Consider the following 25546-nt stretch of genomic DNA (forward strand, 5'->3'; position numbering starts at 1 on the left):
CCCATGTTGGCACATAACTTGCATAGTATAAGGTGAATGCTGATAGGGGGAATGGATATGAATCAGAAACTGTATGAACCGGCGCGTCATTGGAAGGACATTGAGCTTTGGAAGGATGTACCTGAGGAAAAGTGGAACGACTGGATTTGGCAGCTGACGCATACCGTGAAAACGCTTGAAGATTTAGAGAAAATCGTGAACTTAACAGAAGAGGAAAGAGAAGGGGTGAAGATTTCCACCAAAACCATTCCACTCAACATTACACCCTACTATGCCTCACTGATGAATCCAGACGATCCAAGATGCCCAGTACGTATGCAATCTGTGCCAATCGCTGAGGAGCTGCATAAAACAAAATATGACTTGGAAGACCCGCTGCATGAAGATGAAGACTCACCTGTCCCGGGGTTAACGCATCGGTACCCAGATCGTGTGCTCTTTCTTGTAACAAATCAGTGCTCCATGTACTGCCGCTATTGTACGAGAAGACGTTTTTCCGGCCAGATCGGTATGGGCGTGCCAAAAAAGCAGTTAGATGCTGCCATTGGATATATTAGAGAAACACCTGAGGTGCGGGATGTGTTAATTTCCGGCGGAGATGGGCTCTTAATCAATGATCAAGTGCTTGAATACATTTTGAAAAACTTACGAGACATTCCGCACGTTGAGATCATTCGGATAGGAACCCGCGCGCCGGTCGTCTTTCCGCAGCGCATTACAGATGAGCTGTGCGAGATTTTGAAAAAATATCATCCGGTTTGGCTGAATACCCATTTCAATACAAGCATTGAAATTACGAAAGAAGCGAAAGAAGCGTGCGAACGTCTTGTGAATGCCGGCGTCCCTGTTGGTAATCAGGCTGTCATCCTTGCAGGTATTAACGACAGTGTGCCGATTATGAAGAAGCTGATGCACGATCTCGTGAAGATACGGGTCAGACCTTATTATATCTATCAATGTGATTTATCTGAGGGGATTGGCCACTTTAGAACACCAGTATCAAAAGGTCTTGAAATCATTGAAGGCTTAAGAGGGCATACGAGCGGGTATGCCGTGCCAAGCTTTGTTGTAGATGCACCAGGAGGCGGAGGAAAGATCGCCTTACAGCCAAATTATTTATTATCGCAAAGCCCTGACAAAGTCGTCCTTCGTAACTTTGAAGGTGTGATCACCTCTTACCCTGAACCAGAGCATTACGTGGCAGGCCAGGCAGATGCGTATTTTAATGAAATTTATGAAGAGAAACAAGAACCGGCAATTGGTGTTACCGCACTATTTCAGGATGAAGCGAAATCGTTTACGCCTGAGAATTTAAGCCGGATGAAACGAAGAGAAGCATATGAGACAAATCCTGAGCATGACACACTCAAAAACAAACGTGAAAAACGAGATGAATTAAAAGAGAAAAAATATCAAGCACAGCTCAAAAAAGATCAAACTGTAAAGGAGGAGAAATGACCTTGCTGACATGTGATTGGTGTGAGGAAAACAAAGCAAACGCAGAGCAGACAACAGTCTATTGGGAACTGATCACTGGCACACAATCAATTGAAATCATCGAAACACCGTCCATTTCCTGCACGCACTGCGGCATGTTATATCAAAAGGATGAGACGGTCAAAGAGATAGAAGATCAATTAATTTTAGTGGATCAGACAAAACTTCCAGAAAAAATTTCATACGAAGAATTAATGAGCATGGAGCGGTTATTAAAGCGAAATTACTTTGACTTTTCATCATAAGTTGTACCTCCGCCTATACAAGTCATCAAATTGCTGTATAATATAACAACAAAATAGAGTGTCGCGGAGGGAAAAACAGGTGAAGTCGTTTTACCATTATTTAATGAAGTACAGACATCCAAAACCGAAAGATGAAATCAGCCATTTTGCAAATGCTGCTTATGAGGATCACAGCTTCCCGAAAGCGTCCACTGATTATCATGAGCTGTGTGCCTATTTAGAATTAAATGGCGATTATTTGAGCTCAATGACAACATTTGACGAAGCGTTTGAGCAATATGAAGTAGAAGTCAAAAAAAAATAACAAACAACCGCTTGTTCCAGATGGGAGAAGCGGTTTTTTTTATGAGAAATAAAATGGCGTTTTGCATGGTGTGGTTGCCCATGCAGAATTCCTTGCGCCGGCATACGATACGTTAAGACCAAAAGTCGGGCAAGGGGGAGACAGAATGAAGGCGAAAGCACCAAAATATCAAGTAGGGGATATTGTCGTCGTTGTCATGTACGGCACAGTCGGAACGATTACAAAAGTCCATCAAATTGACCAGCACTATTTGTATGAGGTCAATCATAATGAGGTGCTTTATTTTGAAACATCACTTCAGCTTTACGATGAGTACGACGGGGTGATTGTGGATACAGAAAAGCTGGACATTGAATATGAGTTCCTCATTGGCGATGTTGTATATGTAAAAGATTACGGAAAAGAGCTATTTAAAATTATTGGCCATCGGACTGAAATATGGCGATACCTTGATGACGGCTGGGAAGATGTCATTTACGAACTCACGAGGCTAAAGGACGGAGAGTGGCTGGAAACAGAAGAGGAAGACTTAACGCTTGTCCTGAGGAAGTATGAGATGGACCAGTTCGTTCATCAGCTTCTTTTTGTGCATTACGTCGGTGAAACCTCAAAAGAAATGGAAGAAGATATGGTTCAAACGGCTCTATTACAATTAGAAGAGAAACAAGAAAGCGAAGCTTCACTAGAATTCCTCGCTGTATCTATAGTGGATGAGCTTCTTGATATATATAATGACTATAAAATTCTCTACGAATTTTTCGAAGATCCAGAATACAAAGATATGATGGATTTTATATTGGAAAGTTTACACGAGCATTTTGGTTAAAGAAAGACTTGTCCTAACACGAATAAAAAATAAGGCACACAGAAAAAAACAATCACATAAAACCATCCCCTCAAGATACGGCCCATCACCTGATCAAACGTTTCTCCATCTAATATGCTTAACCATTTCATTGCCTCAAACCCCTTTTCTTTTTGTTTACTGCATTTATATGTATGGAATGAGCCATTATGACAAACTGTAATAAAAAACAGGCGTCGTTCATACATCATAAAAAAGGAGGCGGAATGTAATGAAAGAAGCAGATTTGGTGATTGATACAGAGGAAATTGCGGAATTCTTCTACATGGAGCTGGTCAAAAGAGGGTACATACCTGCTGAGCTGGAAACGTTTGAGCTGGCTGACATTACGTTTGAATATATGCTGAAAAAAGCAATGATAGTTGAAGAAGAGGCGTGGTAGGCACTATACTTTGAAGAGATTCTGAAGAGAGAGGGAGGAGAATCTTTCGCGTGTATATCCTATTTCTTTTGATTTTATTTGGCGCCATTGCTGCGCTCATGGTATCTGGTGCGGGTCAAGAATTGGACAACCAGATCATCTTATGGTTTGAGAGCATCAGACTCCCTTTTTTAAATGATGTCATGCTGACTTTGACGGACTTTGGCATTAGTGCGCTGCTCGTCCCAATCATGCTCATTTTTAGTGTCGTACTATTCATGTATAAGCGCTATTACTCTATCATGATGCTTTTTCTATTATATCTCACAGAAAAAACCATCAATCATGAACTAAAGGGACTGTTTGCTAGAGAGCGACCGGCCTTTGATCATCTTGTCAATGAAACGTATTACAGCTTTCCGAGCGGACATTCGATGAATGCAGCCACAATCTATCCTTTTATAGCTTATCTATTAGTTGAAATGATTCCATGGCTGAAAGAAAGACAAAAAATCGTCTACTTGATCACGGGGTTCTGTGTTCTTTTGATTGGGATCAGCCGAATGTATATCGGTGTTCATTATTTGACAGATGTTGCAGGCGGTTTTGCGATAGGACTTGCTTTATTTCTCATTTGTAAAAAGATTGACGAAAAATTGTCTGTCATTCGACAAAAATAGAAGAAGGAAATTGACAGACCCCAGCCAATTTTATATAAAAGGGGAGGGATTTGAATGCAATTGACGTTGAGATTTTTTCAAAAGAAACCTTCAGCATTTCACTTAACCATTTATCAGACACCTGAATATGGCGCTGCAAGCGGGCATCAGCCTGTGTACCGGACAAAGATTGGCGGCAGAACACACCTGGATGTTCTGGAAAAAGCATTCTCGACATTTAATGTACATGATACAGTCCCTAATGATTACAATGCACGGTTTATGACAACAGGTGATATTGTTGTGATTGATGATAAGAAGAAAGGAAAGTGCTATTATCAGCTTTTTCCGGCAGGATGGAAACGCAGTGAACGACTGATAACGATGAGTTAAATAGATGATTGACGATGCCAGCTTGAGCTTCAGCTGGTATTTTCTTTTTTAGGCTCAATCGTTTATACTAAATAGGATAAATCACATAGTAAACGTAAGTGGAGGCTAAAAAATGAGTGTACATATTGGAGCAGAAAAAGGACAAATTGCAGAAACGGTATTGCTGCCAGGCGACCCGCTTCGTGCGAAATATATTGCAGATACATATTTAGAAGATGTCGAATGCTATAACGAAGTGCGCGGAATGTATGGTTATACTGGAACCTACAAAGGAAAGCGCGTTTCTGTACAAGGTACCGGAATGGGCGTACCTTCTATTTCGATTTATGTGAATGAACTCATTCAAAGCTATGATGTTCAAAACTTAATCCGCGTCGGATCTTGCGGGGCTATCAAAAGGGATGTCAACGTGCGTGATGTCATTTTAGCTCAAACATCTTCAACAGACTCACAAATGAATCGTGTGGCGTTTGGACCGATTGATTACGCACCTTGCGCTGATTTTGGACTGCTTAAGAAAGCCTACGATACAGCAGAAGCAAAAAATGTCGCTGTACGTGTCGGTAATGTATTTACAGCAGACCAATTTTACAATGAAAAACCACTTGAACTCATGGCTCAATACGGTATCCTAGCGATTGAAATGGAGACAACAGCTCTTTATTCGCTTGCAGCAAAATTTGATCGAAAAGCGTTATCCATTCTGACAGTGAGTGATCATGTTCTCACAGGAGAAGAAACGACGGCTGAAGAGCGTCAAACGACATTTGACGAAATGATCTTAATTGCACTAGACTCTCTTTTATAATAGTATAAAGGGTGTGCTACGATGTAGCGCATCTTTATTTTTTTAGAAGAGCAAAAGGAAGGTATGTCATGAAGAAAAGCTATAAAATACTCTCAATCGCATCGATTCTTGGTTTGACAGCCGCACTATCGGGCTGCCAGTTGCTGGATCAAAAAAGCGGTACATCTGAATCGAACAAAACAAACGAACAAAAGAGCGCAGCAAATTCATCTACCCAGCAAAACTCAAACAATACAGCAGATTCATCGGATCAAGAGCTGACATTAAAGAGTGAATATTTCAATGACATCAAGGTGGTAAGTGGGTTGAAAACCATTCAAAATCCTGCAAACGTGCTAGCTCTTGTCAACAAAGAATACGCATTACCAGGAACCTATAAACCTTCTGATCTCGTTGTACCAAAAGTAGAATTCTCTTTTTCAGAGGATATTGAAAAACGATATATTCGTAAAGAAGCAGCGGAAGCACTTGAGAAGTTATTCAAAGATGCGAAAAAGAAAAACTTCGAGCTGGCTGCAGTATCTGGCTATCGCTCCTATGACCGTCAAAAAGTCATTTTTGATAGTGAAGTCAAATTAAAAGGCAAAGACAAAGCGCAGGAAGCAGTAGCTTTACCAGGCGAAAGTGAACATCAAACAGGTCTTGCCATGGACATTTCCTCAAAAAGTGCCGGCTTTGACATCTCTGAAAAGTTTGGTGAAACACCTGATGGCAAATGGGTGGCTAAAAACGCCTATAAATATGGTTTTATCATTCGTTATCCAAAAGGAAAAGAAGATATTACAAAATATGAATATGAACCGTGGCATCTGCGCTATGTTGGAAAAGAAGCAGCAAAAGCGATGCATGATCACGATTTAACATTTGAAGAGTACATGAACAAAGTGAAGAAAATCTAATCAAATAAAAAGGCCTCCCAGCTATTCGGGGGGCCTTCTTTATTCTTTAAAAAAAGAACAATCCTGCTAATGCGAAACCTGTAATGAAACCAAGCCCGATGCCATAAGCGGCACCCCAGCCGTAGTACCCTCCGTAATAACCAAAGCCAAAGCCGCCGCGAGAACCGCCGACTGGACGAATATACACTTTACGGTTTGTCACCCGCTCAATGCGTCCGACATGTACTCTGCCATTACGATCTGTGATTCTAGCGACTTTTCCCATGTGCTGCTGACAAAGCTTTTGATAGCGCTCCATATTTTTCCTCCTTATGACAAACTCTTTTCACTCTTATCCTATGCGAGAGACCTCATAGAGTTTGGACAAAACATATAGGAGATTCGCTCATTTTATACGGTACATTCAAATAGAATGTGGCTTAGCTGCTTCCGGTGCGCTTGAATCAGATCGTAGTGTGTTTGCAGCGTTTCGTAAAGAGAAGGCGGGATGTGTTCAGATAATTCCATTTCTGTCGGCTCCTCCTGTACCATGTGTTCATCAAATGAGAGAATGCGAAAGTCATGGAATCCTGCTGCTTTTAGCTGCTCCTTCCATTCTTCAAGTGAAAAGAGTGAGTGGAACCCGTAAAAATCTCGTACGGTGGCGAGCTCCTCTGGTGTAAGGGGTGCTTTTAACACAGCTTCATTTGCGATCATTTGACTTCCAGGGGCAAGCACTCGTTGGATCTCAGCAAGTGCAGCAGGAAGGTTTGTGAAGCTTAAAACAGATTCACTGATGAGAAGAGTGAACGCTTCATCTGGAAATGGCAGCTGTTCAATCGATGCTTGCAATGCGCGGATCGGCAGTTCTTCTCGCTCAAATCGCAGGTTGGCCTTTTCAATCATCAAAGGATGTGTATCAATCGCCTCTACCTGATAACCGATATTTCCTAAATATGCCGCCGTTTGTCCTGTCCCGCATCCCGCATCCAGTATACGTGCATCCGGCGTCAATTTTATATGCTCAAGCATCGTTTTTGTTAACTCAATTCCGCCAGGATGGGCACTGGATACGCCAAAATAGGCAAGCATTTCTACATAATCACTCATAAAATCCCTTCTTTCCTTATCAAGTTCCTCTTTAAAGATTATGCAATGCAAGGTCAAATGGCTTATCTTTTCAAAGAGAACTTCGATCCTTTGGTTGACGGATGAAGCATCGTCCTTGATAATAATGAAAGGAGATAAAGGTGGTGTTTTTTTGAAAAAACAATTTAAGTTCGTGATCGCCATTCTGGTGACAGCGGCCCTGTCCTCTGCGATTACATTTGTGATCACAAAACAAGGGGCTGTCAGTGTCTCAGGAGACGAGAAGTTTAGTAAACTCATGGCGGCGTATACGAAGGTAAAAGATGAGTATTACGAAAAAACGGATGATCAAAAACTAGTAGATGGTGCGATTCAAGGAATGATTGCATCACTTGATGATCCATACTCTACATATATGGATCAGGAGGAAGCCGAAGGATTTAACAACACCATTTCATCATCATTTGAAGGAATTGGTGCACAAGTAGAAGAGAAGGATGGGCAAATTTTAATTGTCGCACCGATTAAAGGCTCTCCTGCTGAAAAAGCCGGGTTGAAACCTCATGATCGTATTTTAAAGGTGGATGGGAAAAGCACAAAAGGCATGTCGGTCAATAAAGCAGTTTCTCTTATTAGAGGGAAAAAAGGAACGGATGTCAAGCTGCACCTTAACCGCCAAGGAGTGGGCAATGTTGATGTGACGATCACAAGAGACACCATTCCGCTTGAAACGGTGTATGCAAAACTCACAAAAGACAAAATAGGAGAAATCCAAATTACGTCCTTTGCTGAAACAACATCGAAAGAGCTAGATAAAGCCATTGATGACCTCGAGAAAAAAGGGGCAAAAGGCTTTGTCATCGACCTGAGAGATAATCCAGGCGGCATTATGACAGAAGCGATTGAAATGAGTAATGACTTTATCGATAAAGGGAAAGTCATCATGCAAGTTGAAGAAAAAGGGAAGAAAGAAGAGTACAAGGCTGAAAAAGAACGTAAAGTTCATCAGCCGGCAGTTGTTCTTGTAAATGGCGGCTCAGCAAGCGCTGCTGAAATCATGGCGGCGGCTCTGCACCAATCTTCAGGTATCAAAATTATTGGTGAAAAGACATTTGGTAAAGGAACTGTTCAAAATGCACAAAGCTATAATGATGGTTCTAGCGTCAAGTTAACCATTGCCAAGTGGCTGACGCCGGATGGTTCTTGGATTCACAAAAAAGGAATTGAACCACAGGTCAAAGCATCGCTCCCAAGTTATGCAAAGCTGCCATACTTAAGTCCGAAAAAATCGTATCAGCTGAATGACAATGGAGATGAAGTCAAAGCGGCTCAAAAAATGTTCCAAGCGCTTGGCTACAAAGCAAAAGCAAATGGTGAGTACGATCAAGCTTTCCAGTCTATCGTCAAACGCTTCCAAACAGACAACGATCTGAAAACAGACGGTATTCTGACAGGAGATACAACGACAGTATTGATGACAAAGATCCAAGATAAGCTAAAGAACAATGATACACAAATGAAAAAAGCCATTGAAGTTTTGAAAAAAGAAATGAAATAAAGAAAGAGCAGTCCTCATAAGGGGGACTGCTCTTTTTATGTTTACGCGTTGTTTACAGTCGCTTCTGTTTTTTCGTTATCTTTTTCAAAAAGATCATTTATGACAGAATTGTCTGTGACATGCTTTTGGAAGAATGGATTCAAGATCAAGATGACCACAACGTTTGCTAGTAAACCGAGAAAACCTTCATAAAGACCGAACGTGACTTGTGAGATATTGGCTGTAAAGGTGACGATGATGCCAACAACTAACCCCGCAATCGTTGCTTCTCTCGATTGTTTTTTCCAGAACAAGCTGATCGCAATGGCTGGGAAAATTTGAACCATTCCTGAAACGCCAATGAGCTGAAGCGTCACAAGTGCTGTTGGGAAGAGCATCCCGAATAAAAGGGCCAGTCCGATGACGATAAACACCATTGAACGTGTAATGATGGTCAATCTTTTTGGTGATACATTCGGATGAATTAAGTCACGGTATAAATTATTGGCAAATAAATTCGATGCGCCAATGGCCATGATCGAGCATGGAATGAGGGAAGCCAGTGCAATTGTTGAATAAGCGAGGCCCTGCATCACACCACCATATGACGTTTGAATTAAATGAAGAAGAGCAAATCTTGGATTTGTATCTTCAGGTAAGACTAAAAAGGCAATAAATCCAAGGAAGATGACCAAAATCAATACGATGTTATAAAGAGGCAAAAACATACTGTTTTTACGGATGGCATCTGCACTTTTGGCTGTAAAAACCCCAGTTGCCGCATGTGCCCACATAAACAAAGCAAGGGCAGAAACGCCTGAAGCGGTAATGAACCATAAAATGCCTTTAGGACCGCCGTCAGGAATTGTCAGAAGCTGTGGCGCTTCCTTAGCTAACGTATTCATCATCGGGGTCCAGCCGTTAAAATGAATGATTGGCAGTGAAACCACCATAAACAGCATGATGACCCAAACGAGAATATCCTTAATAATGGCTGTATATGTAGGACCTTTAATACCACTGAAAAATGTATAAAGTGCGACTAAAATAAATGAAATAATAACAACTGCATTCACATTAATATAACTAGTACCAGCGACAGTTAACGTATCTTGAATCCCGCTCAGCTGAAGACAAATATAAGGAATCAGCATAAGTACTCCAATAATCGCAATCAAACTGGATAACAGCTTGCTGTCAAACCGCTCACGTGCATAATCAGCGAGCGTTGTGAGGTTGTGATTTTTCGCAACCGTCCATAGCTTTGGTAAGAAGAAATAAGCAATAAAATACGCTAGAACTGAATAGGGGATAGCGAAAAAAGCGACACTTCCAGCTGTATAGGCTGTACTAGTGAGCCCTAAAAAGGTATAAGCGGTATATAAATCTGCGCCTACGAGGAACCAGACGAGCAGACCGCCAAATTTTCTCCCGCCGACAGACCATTCCTCTACTGACTGTCTCGATGATTTATCCCGGCCAGCGGCAAATCCGATGACCACGACGATGAAAATAATACTTGCAGTAATCAATAAAGCTGTTAAATTTCCTTGCATTAGTCAGTTCCTCCATTTGAATGTTGCATCCGGTAAATGATGAATGTGCAGATTGGTGTGAGAACAATCCATAGTAAGAGCCAGAAGTGGAAAAAGGGCAGCCCTATCACAAATGGATGAATACGATTTGCAAAGGGCAGCAGTGCGAGCTGTCCGATGAATGGAATCGCTATAAGTAGTGCCAGTATCAATTTTTTATTCATGATTCCCTCCTGAATTTTTTGTAATTTCATAATAATAGCAGTTGTCAGATTAGATCACAAGACCATTTTCAGAAAAAACAATCATTTTGGCGAATATCATACTAATATAACGCTTTCATTCTTAAAAAGGAGAAAGGGTGAAGGTGAAAAGGGGTAAAGTGAAAAGAAAGTATGTAGGAATAATATTTAAACCAAATAAAAAAAGCCTCAGCATGAAAGCTGAGGCCTTGCCAATTTTAAAGGAAATCAGATACTTGTTCGATGTCGAAACGATTGCTTTTATGAGCTTCTTTCGCTGCTTTACCAACTGAAATCAACATGACTGGCTCATAACGTCCGCTTACATTGAATTCTTTGATGAAGGCGTCTTTACTGAAACCACCCATTGCGCATGTATCATAGCCCATTGCTTTTGCAGCAATCATTAATTGCATAGCAGCTAATGAAGCATTTGAATACGCAGCTTCACGTGCATACTGCTCGCTTTGGTATGCGCCATTGATTTGAGTCATCAATGTTTCTTTGATGTCTTCAGTAATGAAGCCTTGTTCTGCCAGCTCACTGTAAATTTTTTCACCATTTTGATTGGCTTCAAGATCACCTAGTACAGCAATAACAGCTGATGCTTGTGAGATTTGCTTTTGGTTGTAAGCGATTGGAAGTAACTTCGCTTTAGATTCAGCACTATGGAAAACAGTGAAATGCCAATGCTGAAGGTTCCACGCAGATGGTGCTTTAGTTGTGATATCAAGAAGCTCTGTTAACTCTTCTTTTGTCATTTCATGAGTTGTATCATACTCTTTTACTGAAGCTCTTTGTTTTAAAATGTCAATTGTTTTTTGATCAGTCGCCATATGGATATTTCCTCCCGTTTTTGCAAATAGTATGGTACAATAACTAAAAAAGTGAGAAACTTACTTATTGTAACTAGAGCTATTTTAAATTGTATACCGTTAGTTTGTCAAACAATCATGAAAAGAAAGGCTGAAATTTATGGAATTTCAATTATGTCCACACATTCAGCAAGCTTTTTTACTGCTAGGCAAAAGGTGGAATGGTCTCATTATTCATGTATTGCTTGATGGTCCAAAGCGCTTTAAAGACATGACGGACATTATCCCATCTATCAGTCAAAAAATGCTCGCAGAGCGTTTAAAAGAACTTGAGCAAGAAAGGATTATAGAGCGAACTGTTCTGCCTGAGACGCCTGTTAAAGTCATTTATTGTTTAACTGAAAAAGGAAATGCGCTAAATAATGTGTTTCATGAGGTATCTAGGTGGGCAGGGGAGTATACAGAATCTCATGAAAAAAAGGAGCAAGCCTAGTTTCAGGTTTGCCCAAACGTTTTGACTCCTGATGAATATGCTGATGTTAGGCACATGACAAAGGAGGAGAAATGCATGTACCCTCATACTCCGTATTTCCGAGGCGGCGCCCCTGGCATTCCGCCATATGAATCCAGAGTCCCTTTGTTTTTTGGTTTTGGCGCTCCTTTAGTCGGCGGACTGCTTGGCGGATTTTTAGGAAGTGCGATTTTTAATTATCCCCGTCCATATTACCCGCCACCACCGCCTGCTCCACCACCTTATGGCGGCGGATATCCACCATACTATTAAGAAAAAAGAGTAAGCCTGCTTCTATATGAAAGCAGGCTTTTTATAATGGAATATCGATTTCAGAGATCCCCGGATCATCATGCTTTAAAAACATAATCTCCAAAATACCGTCCTGATACGAAGCCTTCGTTCCTTTTCTTTTTACAGCAGCAGGAAGGACAACTTTCTTCTGCGTGCCTTCCTCAGGAAAATGATCAATAAACAGCAGGTTGGCTGTATGTTTGATTTTTACTTTTTCTGTGTTCGGCCGAGCAAGCTCAATTTTAACGAACACGTGATCAGTGGTTTCGAATACTTCCACTTCGGGTTCTTTTTCTTTTTTGACGTCTGTTTCTTTCGTTTTTTGATGTTGAGAGAGTGGGTCCTGAAAAGGGAATTGAGCAGGATAATTGGAGCCGAATACACTTTCCATCACTTGATTGACGTACTGCTCAACGTCTTTAGGGTCTGAATTCTTTAAGGCTTCTTTTGAAAATTGCTTTTGAAAAGGGAATAATCGGTTCCAGTCAAACATGCAAATCATCCTTTCTAAATGCCCTGAATTAGTATATGCCCATTCACCTGAGTGCGTGCTATAATATACGATAGGTTTAGAAAGGAATGGTTAGATTGAACGATCAGCAACAATCAAAAGGTGTTCTCTATACGGCAGCATCTTTTACATTATGGGGACTATTCCCTTTATATTGGAAACTGATGGAGCATATTTCGTCAGGCGAAATTTTAGCGCACAGAATTTTATGGTCATTTGTTTTTATGTGCGGTATTCTTCTGTATTTAAAACAAGTCCGGCCGGCGATGCAGACAGTGAAGGGTCTCATGCTGGATGGTAAAGCACTTTTTTCACTACTTTTATCTGCTATTTTAATTTCGGTTAACTGGTATGTGTACATTTGGGCAGTCAATCACCATCTCGTGCTAGAAGCTAGTTTAGGGTATTATATTAATCCGCTTGTCTCTGTTTTACTAGGCATCATTTTCTTGAAAGAGCGGCTCAATAAATTACAAACCATTGCGATACTAATTGCCGCCACTGGGGTGATTCTTTCCACGATTCAGTACGGTTCATTTCCTGTCGTTGCGATATTACTTGCCTTTAGCTTCGGTTTTTATGGATTGATTAAAAAAAGAATGAGCTTCACGAGTGCAATTGGATTGACAATTGAAACGCTGCTTTTAGCCCCGGCGGCCCTTGTGTACTTATTGTTCTTCTTAAAAGAACCTGTGGTGACAATGAATCCTAACAGCTTCGGATCGCTTGGTCTCTTATTCTTTGCAGGGGTCTTTACAGCGGTGCCACTTCTTTTATTCTCTGAAGGCGCAAAAAGAATTCCTCTTTATCAAGTGGGCATTTTACAATACATTGCACCGACGATTACGCTGTTTTTGGGGTTATTTGTGTATCACGAGCATTTATCTTCAGCTAAAATCGTGACGTTTCTTTGTATCTGGGTGGCGATTTTATTATTTACTACCTCTCAATTACGCATGAAAAAAACAGCGAATTCTCATTAAGTGGAACAAGCAGTTTGCTTTTTTTTGAATGCGGATCATGTCATAATAAGTTGTTACCAAAACTGTAGAGGTGATTACATGTCATCTGCCAATGAGCTTGCAGCCGCTTATCAATCTTTATGGAAAAATCGTCAGCTTGATGTCGATGATATGTCTTCTTTACTCGAGGCGATATGTGATGATTTAAGCGATGCGCGCACTCATCCGCGGGCGAGAAAATCATTCCATCAAAAATATGTGCTCGCTGTAGAGAGAATATTAGAAAGTGAGCTTGAGCATGATCATCAGCTGCAGCTGATCAGCTTACATACAAAAAAGCTGCGAGAATTAATTCAAAATGAAGGAAGGAACCACTCATGAAACCAATTCAAACGGAAGATGTCACAACACATCTTGAATCGTTTTTAAATCGTCCAGTTTTCGTTCATCTTGAAACGACAACTGGTTCTTATTCAGCTCATGTAAATGAACAAAATATGACGGTCGTGGCATATATCCGAAATGCGAAAGTCGTCTATTCACAGGCGAAAATAAAAGGACAAGGTCCGTACCGTGTTGGAATGAAAACAGAAGATGGCTGGATTTACGCAGAAGGATTAACGGATTATGTGTTTGATGACCATGGCCGCCTGCTGTTAGCAGGGCACTTGCCAGACGGAAAACTAGCGATCTCATTACAAATTAGTGAAACACCATTTCAGGTGTAGAAGAAAGGGTGACGAGTCATGAACGAACATGTACTAGTGATGTTGCCTCACCCAGATGATGAATCCTTTGGGGTTGCAGGTCTCATTGCACAAAGCAGAAAACGCGGAATCCCAGTCACGTATGCATGCGGGACACTTGGGGAAATGGGCAGAAATATGGGCAGCCCAACATATGCCAATCGTGAAACACTTCCTGAATTAAGAAAACAGGAATTAATCAATGCCTGCAAAGAAATGGATATCACAGACTTACGTATGCTTGGACTTCGTGATAAAACATTGGAATTTGAAGACGACGAGTATTTAGCTGATGTGATGGAAAACATCATTGATGAAGTCAAACCGACACTCATTGTGACGTTTTATCCAGGACACGGTGTACACCCTGATCATGATGCGACAGGCGAAGCGGTTATTCGCGCTCTTTACCGTAAGAAAAAAGAAGACCGTCCTGTCACATACTGCATGGCCATTACGAGAAATAGAGAAGAAGTGCTGGGAAATGCAGATATTATGATCGACATTACAGATGTAGCAGATATCAAATTAAATGCACTGAGAGCGCATAGAACGCAAACAGAAGGCATGCTGAGAGAGCTTGAACAGAAGCTGAAAAACAAAGAACCTGTCGTCCAAAAATGGTTCGATGAAGAAATTTTCTGGACGTACCAATGGAATGACTAAATAAAAAAGCAGCTGACATCGATCAGCTGCTTTTTTTGTGTCGTCTTTAGTGATTGGGCGCTTGCTGAAGCAAGCGTTTTTCAATCAATCTGAGACGAATAAAGAGGACGACGGCACCAGCGGCAAGTCCTGCAATGAGACCAATCCAATAGCCAAATGCCCCAAATGAGGTATAGGTGCCAATCAAATAGCCGGAAGGAAGACCGATCACCCAGTAAGAAACAAAAGCGGCAATGAGCGTATAGTTCACATCTTTATAGCCGCGCAGAGCCCCTTGAATGGGTGCAGCAATTGCATCTGACAGCTGGAAAAAGATCGCATAAATCAAAAAGTGCTGTGTCAACTGTAAAACAGCCGATTCAGCTGTGTATAAACCAGCAATCTCTGGTCTAAATAACAAAATGAGTGCCGCCGTACACAATGAGAATAATACCGCCGTTCCAATTCCGATATAGCTGTAGTTTTGCGCGTCTTTATACCGCTTGGCACCGGATTCAAACCCAACGACAATTGTTAAAGCCATTGAGATACTGAGCGGTAAAATATATAAGATAGAAGCAAAGTTCATCGCAGCCTGGTGACTTGCAATCGTCACAGTATCAAAGTGACCCATTAACAGCGTGACAGCTGCAAAGATACTCGTTTCAAAAAAGATCGCAAACCCAATAGGAAGACCGATTTTTAGTATTTGCCCCATACGGGAGATATTGATTCGAGGCAGTTTTTGAAACAAACGAAATGAGGCAAATGGTTCTGCTTTCATGACAATACAAATACTCATGATGAAAATGGCCCAATACGTCATCGCAGATGCAAGGCCAGCTCCCGCACCGCCAAGCCTTGGAAAGCCAAAATTCCCAAAAATAAATACATAGTTTAAAGCAAAGTTAATAGGAAGTGCTGTTAACGTGATGAACATCGTCACACGTGTTTTCCCTAATGCATCAATAAATGACCTGAGTACCGAATAACCAAACAGCGGGATGATCCCAAAAGCAAGAAAACTGAGAAAATGCCGCGCAATATCCTCTACGGATTGCTCAAGTCCAAGTCCACCTAATACGTAAGGGATGCTGATTGTACCAATCGCAATCACACCGATACTTAAAAGAAAGGATAAATAAATCGCCTGAAAGACAGCCTTGGGAACATCTTTTTTATGCCCAGCGCCCATCAGCTGAGCGACAATCGGCGTAACGGCCATTAATATACCGGCAAGTCCTGTATAAACGGGTGTCCAAATACTAGAACCGATCGCAACACCCGCAAGGTCTTCTGCACTCACTTTTCCAGACATTACGGTGTCTAAAAACGTAATAAGCGAAAGACCCGCTTGAGTGATTAAAATCGGAATCAAAATGGTTAAAAATAGTGTCACCTTAGCTCGAATGCTATTTGTTTCTCTCATCATAAGTTCCTCTCTGAACAGAAATAACGAGAGGATTATATCATGCTATGTAAAAAAATCAATTCTCCGTCGGATTATTTTTCTTAGATGGCTTCGTTTTTTTAAACATTTGGGCATAAATAAAGGAAAGACTGACAACACCTAAAATGCTGCAAGCATATTGAATCACTTTCTGAATGGTCATATTAAGTCACCTCCATATCAATAGAATGCGCATAATTTGTTATTTTATGACAACAAAAGGAGGAGGGAAAAGGTCAAATGATCAATCGTACGAATGAAGAAGCGCTATTTAAAGTGGACATGAGAACACACTTGATGAAAATCATGAAGGATGTAAGTGACATTATCGATTCTCTTGATGAGATCGAGCAATGTCTACTTTGTGATCTCGAGTCATTACATGATGAGTTTAATGAAATGCACGCAGAGGCTTCCTCGTTTTATTTGCAATCGTATATGGAAGAATTCACACCTGGATTTGCTCAATTTTCGTTAGCCATTGAGAACTTATCAAAACAAAAACACGGGGCACTTATTGTGATTCAAAGGCGTGATGAGGTTGAGGATTTTATTCAAAAAGGGACAAATCTTCATGCGAAAATTAGTGCTTCATTAATAGAAAGCATTTTCTACCCAGGAAATCCACTTCATGATGGTGCTCTTTTAGTCAAAGAGAATACACTCGTATCTGCTGCAAATGTGCTCCCGCTTACTTCAAAAAAAGTTAATCCTTCTCTCGGGACAAGACACAGGGCTGCGATCGGACTCTCTGGTATGACCGATGCACTTGTTCTCGTCGTATCAGAAGAAACGGGAAAAATGTCGTTTGCGAAAGAAGGAGTCCTTTATCCGCTCACTGTAAAAGAACCTGAAATAAGGAAATAAAAATGAATCGCTGCATTCTTCATTCGGAAGGATGCTTTTTTTCATTTGAGGAGAAAAAACAGCCAATTGAGTAAAAAGTCATTTGATACAGAAAAATTTGTCATGTAGAATAGAACTATGAAACTAGCACCGTGCTTGTTTTGACAAATTTCTAAACGTCAACTTAAAAATTCCTTAAAAAATGTTTATAAATACAGCAAACTGCCGATAGAAACGATATGGCTTTGTTTTAGCATTTTGAGTTGGCTGCTTTAGCCTATTTGTTATTGCCCAAAGTCTACATGTCGAGTAATATAATAGAAATAAAGATAAAATAGTGCAAGAGAAGCAGAACCATTAAATGCTAAACTCAAAACTAGTACATAAGTCTTATTGAATGAAATATGAAAGGCGGAGATTCATCTATGAAGAAAAAAGTAGTAACCGGCCTCACAGTTTCAGCGATCGCTGGCTCAGCTGTGTTTGCTGCACCGGCAGAAGCACAGACGATCAAAGTGAAAAGCGGTGACTCACTTTGGAAGATTGCCGAACAGTACAATACAAGTATTTCGGAACTTCAATCTCTTAATCAACTAAAAACGACGATGATTTTTGCAGGACAAAGCTTGAAAATTCCTGGCGCAAAAAGCAAAAAATCCAGCTCGTCAACTGGATCAAAAGCAACGAAATCAAATGCTTCAACGACATCAAGCTACACTGTAAAGCTTGGAGATTCTTTATGGCTCATTGCAAAAAATCATAAAATGTCAGTCGCAAGCTTAAAAAGTCTAAACAGCTTAAACAGTGACTTAATTCGTCCTGGACAAAAGCTAAAGGTATCTGGAAGTACGAAGACAAGCGGGGGCCAGTCATCAAACTCCTCTTCAAATTCCAGCTCAAACAATAAGACAACGAACTCAAATAGTTCATCCTCATCAAGTACATACAAGGTTAAATTAGGGGATTCTCTCTGGAAAATTGCGAATTCGCTCAATATGTCGATTGGTGAAATCAAAACATTAAATGGGATAAAATCTGATATGATTTATCCGAATCAAGTATTGAAAGTAAAAGGAACGGCTGCATCAAAACCAAGTCAGCCGAAAGCACCTGCTAAACCAAGCAACCCGCCTTCAAGCGGGAAAGCGACATCTTATACTGTAAAATCAGGCGATTCCTTATGGAAAATTGCGAATCAATTTAAAGTGCAGGTTCAATCCATCCGCACAGCCAACAGCTTAAAAAGCGATGTGCTTAGAATTGGACAAGTTCTAAAAATTAATGGTGCAGCTTCAGGCTCAACTGGGTCGAATGGTTCTACGTCTAACGGTTCAACAACTCCGGTCAATAATAACAAAAATGATGTGCCGATGAATGCAAAAATCACGACGATGATCCAAGAAGGGAAAAAGCTGACAGGCATTCCTTACAGATGGGGCGGCAATACACCATCTGGTTTTGACTGCAGCGGCTTTGTTTATTACCTCATTAATAAAGTTTCGTCTGTATCCAGATTAAGCACAGCAGGCTACTGGAGTATGATGAAACCTGTGAGCACACCTCAGGTTGGCGATTTTGTTTATTTCACAACATACAAAGCGGGTCCATCTCATATGGGACTATACCTTGGCGGAGGAGATTTCCTTCATGCAAGTGACAGCGGAGTTGGGATCTCGAACTTAAGCAACCCATATTGGAAAAAAGCCTATTTAGGTGCAAAACGTTTCTTCTAAAAAAAGCCGATTTTCGGCTTTTTTTGTTTGCCTATTGATCAGATTGTCCATACTGATATCAAAAGGGGGCAGTCATATGAAAAAGTCAGTGTGGATGATCATGATGTGTCTGGTCTTTGTCGCAACAGCATGTCATGCACCGCCGAAAAAAGAAACGACAGAAGAAACCAGCGAGGTTGCAGCACCTAAACAAGCACCGGTTATCACGACACTCATCAATGAAAACGGGCAAAAAATAGGCAGCATCGAAGTAAGAGATTCCTCGGAAAATGGGCTGGATTTACATGTGAAAGCGAAAGATCTGCCGCCAGGTCCTCATGGCTTCCATATTCACGAAACAGGAGTATGTGAAGCGCCAGATTTTGAAACGGCAGGGGCTCACTTTAATCCAACACACCGGGAGCATGGATTTGATAACCCAAAAGGCCACCACGCTGGAGATATGCCTAATTTAGAAGTTGGGGCAGATGGAAAAATTGATGTTGTCGTGAATGTACCAGATGTGACGTTAAAGGGAGGTCCAAACCAATTAATCGATCATAATGGGCGGAGCTTTATCATTCATGCAGAAGCAGATGATTACTTAAGCAACCCTTCTGGAAACTCAGGGAAACGCATCGCTTGCGGAGCGATTACAAAAGAAATGGTAAAATAACAGATGTCTAGCCTTTATGTATTGAGTGCATAAAGGTTTTTTTAGTATACTTGGTGAGGAAAATGATCGAAGAGAGGAATTAATCATATATGTTTAACGAACAATCACTCCCAGAAGAAATTCAAGCAATGATTGAAGCAAAAGCAAAAGGACTAGAAGAAGAATTCCGTCCGCTTATTGGAACAGGCGGCTATGAATCACAGGATACGTTTATCATACAAGATGCTATGATTGCACTAGCACTCGGCAAAAACGTTCTTTTAAAGGGGCCCACTGGGTCAGGTAAAACAAAACTAGCAGAAACTTTATCTGCTTTCTTTCAGCAGCCGATGCATAGTGTGAACTGCTCGGTTGATCTTGATGCAGAAAGTTTGATTGGCTATAAAACCATTCACAATGATGGTCAAGTTGCTTCTATTGAATTTATTGAAGGACCCGTAACGAAAGCGATGAAAAAAGGCCATCTTTTATATATTGATGAAATCAACATGGCGAAGCCGGAAACACTGCCTATTTTAAACGGCGTACTCGACTACAGAAAAATGATGACAAACCCATTTACAGGCGAGGTCGTTAGAGCAGATGAAGGCTTTGGCGTGATTGCGGCAATCAATGAAGGCTATGTCGGCACAGTGCCTCTAAATGAAGCGTTAAAAAACCGTTTTGTTGTGATTGACGTTCCATATATTGGCGGCGGTATCCTAAAGGATGTACTGCAATCTCAATCTGTATTAAAGGATGAACGGTTAATCGATCAATTCGTGCAGCTCTCATCAGACCTCATTACACAGGCGCACAACGGGCAGGTAAGTGAAGAAGCTGCATCTATTCGCGCACTCCTAGACACATGTGATCTTGCGCAATACATCCCGCCGCTTCGTGCAGTTGAACGAGGGATTGTTGAAAAGCTAGAAGATGACCGGGAAAAAGCAGCGGTAAGAAATATTGCCCAAACATTATTCGAGTGAGGTTCTGACTTTTGAAATTCATCAAATTTAATGACAGCAGAATCGATTCATTTTTATTTATGGAATTAACGGATTTAGCTAAAACGTTAGCAGAAAGTGATGATGTCGAGCTTGAATACGGAGTGCATTCTTACTATGAGCCTTTTGAAAAGAAAATTTTCATCAGCCATTTTTGGGATGATCGTAAACAAGAAGACATGACAGCCGGGCTAAAAAGTGATGTGTTCCTCCGTGCAGTAGGAACCGTTTATAGTGATCTGACTGTCTTTCAGGAAATTATTCGCTATGCCCATACAATTTCCATTCCTGATCTATGTAAACAATTGTTTATGCTGTTTGAAGATATCCGGATTGAAGAGCGAATTAAACGCGATCGCCCAGGAACAAAAAAGGTATTTAAACGAAGAAGAGAGCTGTACCGGCGACACTTTAAGACGCAATTAACAATTAACCAAGAGCGAAGCATTCTAACGGATGCACTCTATTGTGCAATGTATGTGAAGCTGACAGCTGATTCGCCGCTGGAAGAGATTCCGCCTCTTCACGAGCGGATCAACCCAATGATTCCGTTTGTTGAATCAAGTCTTGAGCGTGTATATGAAGCGGGTTCAACCGGAGATATCGCAGTCATTGTCAAAGAATTAATGGAAGGCTTTGATGAGCTTCTTGATAAGGATATGCTGAATACGTACTTTTTCTTCCCGGAATTGGACTATGAAAAAGCGGCAAAAGAACCGCTGTTTCATGACTTGAAAAGAAAACCTAAATTAAGTGAGGACATCAAAGTCGACCGGGAAAAAGAGGGCGATGAAGATATCCACCAGGAGTATATGGAAGTGTGGCATCGAGAAACAGAAGCGCCGTCAAAAAGCTTCCTTCAATTTGATTTAGAGCACGGCGGTAAAAGTGATCTCGGGAAGGATGCAGCAAGAGAAGGCGATGACGGAGATCAAGCACTCGGCACTGTCCAAGGCTCTGCCAAGCAAACATACCGAAAAGATTATTCAAAGCTTGAGGCGCTGGAAGAGGCTGAAGGGGAAGAAAGCGGGGCGGATGCTCATGAGAATGGAAAAGAGAACAAATATGCGTTTCCAGTCATGATTTCACCTGATCCTCCCGCGCCAGAACAAATCAATGTATACAAGCAGCACGCTAAGGAGATTGAGCCTTATCAGAAACGCTTAAAACAGATGATTCAAAAAACGCTCGAACACAAAAAATCATGGCCAAAAACGGACCTTCATTCAGGGCGTCTGAGTAAAAAGCTGATTCGTTATTTTACAGAGTCTAACCCGCGTCTTTTCTATAAAAAACAGGCACCTTCTTCGGAGATTGATGCTGTTTTCACTTTATTAGTAGACTGTTCTGCCAGCATGTTTGACAAGATGGACGAGACGAAAAAAGGAATTGTTCTATTTCATGAAGCGTTAAAATCCGTTCAAGTCCCACATCAAATTGTAGGATTTTGGGAAGATACAAACGACGCAACCGAAACCAGTCAGCCGAACTATTTCAACACGGTCGTGTCGTTCAAAGATTCTTTATTTGATGCAGGTCCTTCCATTATGTCCCTTGAACCAGAAGAGGATAACCGGGATGGCTATGCGATTCGCCAAATGACAAAAATGATTTTAAAACGAAGAGAAGAGCAAAAGTTTCTCATTGTCTTTTCAGACGGAGAGCCAGCTGCCTTCAGCTACGAACAAAATGGGATCGTCGATACACATGAAGCAGTTCTTGAGGCGAGGAAAAAGGGCATTGAGGTGATCAATGTGTTTTTATCCAATTCGCCGATCGAAGAAGCACAGATAAAAACCATTCAAGATATGTATGGCAAGTTCAGCATTTTTGTACCAGATGTCGATACATTGCCGGATGTCTTATATCCATTACTGAAAAAATTACTGCATAAAAGCATTGGGGCATAAGGTTTTGCCCCTTTCTTCAAAATATTTTTCGGAATGATTTAAATTTTTTGTTTTTCTGTGAATTTTTTATCTTTAATTGAACAAAGAATGTAGAAAGTAATCCGAAACAGTGGTAGAATATTATTGGAAGCGTTTTATTACATAAATTTGGTCATTGTGTTCTGGAAGTTATATCGAGATAGTGTTCAATCACTTGATGATCAAAGTTGGGGGTAGTGTTCAAAATGTTTCAAAATGATGTGAAACAACCGTTGAGTTGGGAAGAATTTCATGGTCCGAACCTCGGCTATGTGCTCGAGCTCTACGATCAGTATGTCCAGGATCCTACTAGTGTTGATGAAGATCTAAGAGGCATATTTGATGAACTTGGTGCACCACCGAGTGAAATGAAGGAGGAAATTGGGAAAAAAGAAAATAGCGTAGTTACTTCTGAACAAATCCAAAAGATAGCATCAGTCGTTAAACTGGCAGAAGACATCAGAACGTATGGCCATTTAAATGCTTCCGTCAATCCTCTTCGCAAAGAAAAGGAATTACAAGAGCTGTTTCCTTTAAAGGAGTACGGTTTAACAGAAGAAGACGTCAAGAATATTCCAATATCTATTATTAGTCCTGACGCACCAAAACACATTTCAAACGGCATAGAAGCCATTAACCATTTGAGAAATACGTATAAGCGTACCATTTCATTTGAGTTTGATCACGTGCATGATTTCGAAGAACGAAACTGGCTCTCAAAATCGATTGAGTCTGGTGAACTATTTAAGAAAAAACCAGCGGATAAACTAGTTTCTGTTTTCAAGAGATTAACAGAAGTTGAGCAGTTCGAACAGTTTCTTCATAAAACATTTGTTGGGCAAAAGCGCTTCTCAATAGAAGGATTAGACGCACTTGTCCCAGTACTTGATGAAATTATTTCAGAGTCTGTTACACAAGGGACTTCAAATATTAACATTGGAATGGCACACAGAGGCCGTTTAAATGTATTAGCACATGTGTTAGGAAAACCATATGAGATTATTTTCTCAGAATTCCAGCATGCGCCAAATAAAGAGCTTGTTCCATCAGAAGGCTCTATCGGCATCAGCTACGGGTGGACAGGTGATGTAAAGTACCACCTTGGAGCAGATCGCCAAATTAAAGACGAAGATACAAAGAGTGCAAGAGTCACGCTTGCCAATAACCCAAGTCACTTGGAATTCATTGATCCAATCATTGAAGGAAGCACACGTGCCGCTCAGGAAACACGTACTCAAAAAGGTTATCCAGCCCAAGACGTTGAAAAGGCATTAGCCATCTTAATTCATGGTGATGCGGCATTTCCTGGAGAAGGAATTGTGGCAGAAACATTAAATTTAAGTCAACTTGTAGGCTATCAGGTGGGCGGAACAATCCATATCATTGCAAACAATATGATCGGATTTACAACAGAAAGCAATGAATCTCGCTCAACAAAATATGCAAGTGACCTTGCAAAAGGATTTGAGATTCCAATTGTTCACGTCAATGCAGATGATCCAGAAGCATGTTTAGCGGCTGTTCAGCTAGCTGTAGAATACCGCAAACGCTTTAAGAAGGATTTCTTAATTGACTTGATCGGTTACCGCAGATTCGGTCATAACGAAATGGATGAGCCTTCTACGACTCAGCCGATGCTGTACGATGCAGTCAGAAAGCACAAAACGGTCAAGAATATCTTTGCAGATAAACTTGTTACAGAAGGTCTTCTAACGAAAGAGCAGCGTGAAGAAATCGAGCAGGCTGTAGCGACGAAAATAGAAGAAGCCTATCAAAAGGTGCCTTCAAAGAAAGAGCATACGATTCAAGAAATTGAACTGCCAGAACCAGTATCAAATGGCTTCCCAGCAGTAGATACATCAGTAGAATTTGATGTATTACGAAAGCTGAATGAAGAATTGATCAGCTGGCCGGAGGATTTCCAAGTATTTGGTAAGCTCAAGCGGATCCTTGAAAAACGTGCAAAAGTGTTTACAGATGACCGTAAAGTAGAATGGTCGCTTGGGGAAGCACTTGCATTTGCATCTATATTAAAAGACGGTACGCCAATTCGAATGACCGGACAGGATTCAGAGCGCGGTACTTTTGCTCAAAGAAACCTTGTTCTTCACGACAGTCAAACTGGAGATGAATTTATTGCTCTTCATGAGCTGAGTGATGCAAACGCATCATTTACTGTTCATAATAGTCCACTGTCAGAGGGCTCAGTGATCGGATTTGAATATGGTTATAATGTCTATTCTCCTGAAACGTTAGTCATTTGGGAGGCTCAATTTGGAGACTTCGCAAATGCGGCTCAAGTGTATTTCGATCAATTTATTTCAGCTGGCCGCGCAAAATGGGGGCAAAAATCAGGTCTAGTGATGCTCTTGCCGCATGGATATGAAGGACAAGGACCTGAACATTCAAGTGGTAGAACAGAGCGTTTCCTGCAATCAGCTGCTGAGAATAACTGGACAGTGGCGAACTTGACAAGTGCAGCACAATACTTCCATATCCTTAGAAGACAGGCGAAAATGCTGCTTCGTGAAGAGATTCGTCCGCTTGTCATCATGACACCGAAGAGTCTGCTTCGTAACCCGAACACATTGTCTGAAGTCCAGGAATTAACGGATGGGCAGTTCCGTCCAGTTCTTGAACAGCCAGGCCTTGTGCATGATCACGAAAAAGTATCGCGCCTCGTGCTATCTAGCGGGAAGGTATCAATCGATATTAGTGATCGTTTTACCCAAATGGAAGAGCCGAAAGATTGGCTTCACATTGCGAGAGTGGAACAACTATATCCATTCCCAGCCAAAGATATTAAAGCGATTTTATCGAAACTAAAAAACTTAGAAGAAATCGTATGGGTGCAAGAAGAGCCACAAAATATGGGGGCTTGGGGATACATTGAGCCATATTTACGTGAAATTGCGCCTGAAAAAGTAAAAGTACGTTATATCGGCCGAAGAAGACGTTCAAGTACGGCTGAGGGTGATCCAACTGTGCATAAAAAAGAACAAGAACGAATTGTATCTGATAGCTTGACTCGCAAAAACTAAGGGGGAAATG

General features: G+C 41.0%; 31 protein-coding genes. 22 read left to right on the forward strand and 9 right to left on the reverse strand.

All coding sequences use genetic code 11. The annotated features are described in order from the left end of the window. Positions 1–57: 57 nt before the first annotated feature. From kamA to C6347_RS11600, 4 genes are all read left to right on the forward strand, one after another. Positions 58–1458, forward strand: a complete 1401-nt coding sequence (gene kamA / locus C6347_RS11585; protein ID WP_034660953.1) for a lysine 2,3-aminomutase — start codon at positions 58–60, stop codon at positions 1456–1458. Next, positions 1455–1742 (forward strand): YokU family protein, encoded by a 288-nt coding sequence (locus C6347_RS11590; RefSeq protein ID WP_034660952.1) that lies wholly within the window; start codon positions 1455–1457, stop codon positions 1740–1742. Before kamA ends, C6347_RS11590 begins: the two co-directional genes overlap by 4 nt. Before the next feature lie 79 nt (positions 1743–1821). Beyond that, a complete protein-coding gene (locus tag C6347_RS11595) occupies positions 1822–2046 on the forward strand; it encodes a YozE family protein (RefSeq protein WP_003215834.1) in 225 nt (74 codons plus the stop codon). Between the two features lie 145 nt (positions 2047–2191). Further along, a complete protein-coding gene (locus tag C6347_RS11600; RefSeq protein ID WP_012010279.1) occupies positions 2192–2872 on the forward strand; it encodes a hypothetical protein in 681 nt (226 codons plus the stop codon). Here the strand turns inward: C6347_RS11600 and C6347_RS19445 are convergent. Further along, complete coding sequence (locus C6347_RS19445) at positions 2869–3003, reverse strand: hypothetical protein (protein ID WP_258182067.1); 135 nt, start codon at positions 3001–3003, stop codon at positions 2869–2871. The genes C6347_RS11600 and C6347_RS19445 overlap by 4 nt on opposite strands. Before the next feature lie 119 nt (positions 3004–3122). Here C6347_RS19445 and C6347_RS11605 point away from each other — a divergent pair, with 119 nt between their 5' ends. From C6347_RS11605 to C6347_RS11625, 5 genes are all read left to right on the forward strand, one after another. After that, positions 3123–3293 (forward strand): YozD family protein, encoded by a 171-nt coding sequence (locus C6347_RS11605; protein WP_066030762.1) that lies wholly within the window; start codon positions 3123–3125, stop codon positions 3291–3293. Positions 3294–3343: 50 nt separating this feature from the next. After that, the gene (locus C6347_RS11610; RefSeq protein ID WP_034660950.1) at positions 3344–3952 is read left to right on the forward strand and encodes a phosphatase PAP2 family protein; all 609 of its coding nucleotides are present in this window, start codon (positions 3344–3346) and stop codon (positions 3950–3952) included. Between the two features lie 54 nt (positions 3953–4006). Next, on the forward strand, positions 4007–4324 hold the full coding sequence (locus C6347_RS11615; protein WP_034660949.1) for a YodL domain-containing protein: 318 nt from the start codon (positions 4007–4009) through the stop codon (positions 4322–4324). Between the two features lie 112 nt (positions 4325–4436). Continuing rightward, on the forward strand, positions 4437–5132 hold the full coding sequence (deoD, locus tag C6347_RS11620; protein WP_060596559.1) for a purine-nucleoside phosphorylase: 696 nt from the start codon (positions 4437–4439) through the stop codon (positions 5130–5132). Between the two features lie 68 nt (positions 5133–5200). After that, positions 5201–6031, forward strand: a complete 831-nt coding sequence (locus C6347_RS11625) for a M15 family metallopeptidase (RefSeq protein WP_060596558.1) — start codon at positions 5201–5203, stop codon at positions 6029–6031. 46 nt (positions 6032–6077) lie between these two features. On the opposite strand, the gene C6347_RS11630 is transcribed toward C6347_RS11625, so the two are convergent. After that, a complete protein-coding gene (locus tag C6347_RS11630) occupies positions 6078–6329 on the reverse strand; it encodes a hypothetical protein (protein ID WP_003216113.1) in 252 nt (83 codons plus the stop codon). 92 nt (positions 6330–6421) lie between these two features. Then, complete coding sequence (locus C6347_RS11635; protein WP_034660947.1) at positions 6422–7120, reverse strand: class I SAM-dependent methyltransferase; 699 nt, start codon at positions 7118–7120, stop codon at positions 6422–6424. A 151-nt stretch (positions 7121–7271) separates the two neighbouring features. On the opposite strand from C6347_RS11635, the gene C6347_RS11640 reads away from it, so the two are divergent. Beyond that, a complete protein-coding gene (locus tag C6347_RS11640) occupies positions 7272–8657 on the forward strand; it encodes a S41 family peptidase (RefSeq protein ID WP_034660946.1) in 1386 nt (461 codons plus the stop codon). 41 nt (positions 8658–8698) lie between these two features. Here C6347_RS11640 and C6347_RS11645 read toward each other — a convergent pair whose 3' ends face one another. The 3 genes from C6347_RS11645 to C6347_RS11655 form a co-directional block, all read right to left on the reverse strand. After that, the gene (locus C6347_RS11645) at positions 8699–10192 is read right to left on the reverse strand and encodes a sodium:solute symporter family protein (RefSeq protein ID WP_034660944.1); all 1494 of its coding nucleotides are present in this window, start codon (positions 10190–10192) and stop codon (positions 8699–8701) included. After that, the gene (locus C6347_RS11650) at positions 10192–10395 is read right to left on the reverse strand and encodes a DUF3311 domain-containing protein (protein ID WP_034660942.1); all 204 of its coding nucleotides are present in this window, start codon (positions 10393–10395) and stop codon (positions 10192–10194) included. Before C6347_RS11650 ends, C6347_RS11645 begins: the two co-directional genes overlap by 1 nt. Before the next feature lie 236 nt (positions 10396–10631). After that, a complete protein-coding gene (locus C6347_RS11655) occupies positions 10632–11249 on the reverse strand; it encodes a nitroreductase family protein (protein WP_034660941.1) in 618 nt (205 codons plus the stop codon). 139 nt (positions 11250–11388) lie between these two features. Between C6347_RS11655 and C6347_RS11660 the strand changes: the two genes are divergently transcribed. Both C6347_RS11660 and C6347_RS11665 read left to right on the forward strand, forming a co-directional pair. Continuing rightward, a complete protein-coding gene (locus C6347_RS11660) occupies positions 11389–11721 on the forward strand; it encodes a winged helix-turn-helix transcriptional regulator (RefSeq protein ID WP_034660940.1) in 333 nt (110 codons plus the stop codon). A gap of 75 nt (positions 11722–11796) precedes the next feature. Beyond that, positions 11797–12012: a hypothetical protein gene (locus C6347_RS11665; RefSeq protein ID WP_034660939.1), complete on the forward strand. Its 216-nt coding sequence runs from the start codon at positions 11797–11799 to the stop codon at positions 12010–12012. A gap of 40 nt (positions 12013–12052) precedes the next feature. Here C6347_RS11665 and C6347_RS11670 read toward each other — a convergent pair whose 3' ends face one another. Beyond that, the gene (locus C6347_RS11670; RefSeq protein ID WP_060596556.1) at positions 12053–12526 is read right to left on the reverse strand and encodes an Hsp20/alpha crystallin family protein; all 474 of its coding nucleotides are present in this window, start codon (positions 12524–12526) and stop codon (positions 12053–12055) included. Between the two features lie 95 nt (positions 12527–12621). Here C6347_RS11670 and rarD point away from each other — a divergent pair, with 95 nt between their 5' ends. The 4 genes from rarD (at position 12622) to bshB2 (ending at position 14918) form a co-directional block, all read left to right on the forward strand. Further along, positions 12622–13527, forward strand: a complete 906-nt coding sequence (gene rarD / locus C6347_RS11675) for an EamA family transporter RarD (protein WP_106071656.1) — start codon at positions 12622–12624, stop codon at positions 13525–13527. A gap of 78 nt (positions 13528–13605) precedes the next feature. Further along, a complete protein-coding gene (locus tag C6347_RS11680) occupies positions 13606–13887 on the forward strand; it encodes a hypothetical protein (protein WP_034660935.1) in 282 nt (93 codons plus the stop codon). Further along, complete coding sequence (locus tag C6347_RS11685) at positions 13884–14234, forward strand: YojF family protein (RefSeq protein WP_034660934.1); 351 nt, start codon at positions 13884–13886, stop codon at positions 14232–14234. The genes C6347_RS11680 and C6347_RS11685 overlap by 4 nt, the downstream gene beginning before the upstream one ends. An 18-nt stretch (positions 14235–14252) precedes the next feature. Then, positions 14253–14918, forward strand: coding sequence for a bacillithiol biosynthesis deacetylase BshB2 (bshB2, locus tag C6347_RS11690; RefSeq protein ID WP_034660932.1), 666 nt, complete (start codon positions 14253–14255; stop codon positions 14916–14918). Positions 14919–14964: 46 nt separating this feature from the next. Here the strand turns inward: bshB2 and C6347_RS11695 are convergent, their stop codons facing one another. Further along, positions 14965–16326 carry an MATE family efflux transporter gene (locus C6347_RS11695; protein ID WP_106037314.1) on the reverse strand — a complete coding sequence of 454 codons (1362 nt, stop codon included), beginning with the start codon at positions 16324–16326 and terminating at the stop codon, positions 14965–14967. Positions 16327–16384: 58 nt separating this feature from the next. Continuing rightward, entirely contained in the window at positions 16385–16510 is a 126-nt protein-coding gene (locus C6347_RS19450) for a hypothetical protein (protein ID WP_003215647.1), read from the reverse strand. Between the two features lie 77 nt (positions 16511–16587). Between C6347_RS19450 and cdaS the strand changes: the two genes are divergently transcribed. The 6 genes from cdaS to sucA all read left to right on the forward strand — a co-directional run bounded on the left by cdaS (position 16588) and on the right by sucA (position 25536). Next, positions 16588–17214, forward strand: a complete 627-nt coding sequence (gene cdaS / locus C6347_RS11700) for a sporulation-specific diadenylate cyclase CdaS (protein ID WP_106071657.1) — start codon at positions 16588–16590, stop codon at positions 17212–17214. 404 nt (positions 17215–17618) lie between these two features. Continuing rightward, on the forward strand, positions 17619–18926 hold the full coding sequence (locus C6347_RS11705) for a C40 family peptidase (RefSeq protein WP_066030765.1): 1308 nt from the start codon (positions 17619–17621) through the stop codon (positions 18924–18926). A 76-nt stretch (positions 18927–19002) separates the two neighbouring features. Continuing rightward, entirely contained in the window at positions 19003–19581 is a 579-nt protein-coding gene (locus tag C6347_RS11710) for a superoxide dismutase family protein (RefSeq protein ID WP_060596552.1), read from the forward strand. Between the two features lie 89 nt (positions 19582–19670). Continuing rightward, positions 19671–20549: an ATP-binding protein gene (locus C6347_RS11715; RefSeq protein ID WP_060596551.1), complete on the forward strand. Its 879-nt coding sequence runs from the start codon at positions 19671–19673 to the stop codon at positions 20547–20549. Between the two features lie 11 nt (positions 20550–20560). Then, a complete protein-coding gene (locus tag C6347_RS11720; protein WP_106071658.1) occupies positions 20561–22477 on the forward strand; it encodes a vWA domain-containing protein in 1917 nt (638 codons plus the stop codon). 224 nt (positions 22478–22701) lie between these two features. Then, positions 22702–25536, forward strand: coding sequence for a 2-oxoglutarate dehydrogenase E1 component (gene sucA, locus C6347_RS11725; protein ID WP_106037312.1), 2835 nt, complete (start codon positions 22702–22704; stop codon positions 25534–25536). Positions 25537–25546 lie beyond the last annotated feature (10 nt).

The organism is Bacillus sp. NMTD17 (genome assembly GCF_002998735.1).
GTDB lineage: Bacteria > Bacillota > Bacilli > Bacillales > Bacillaceae > Bacillus.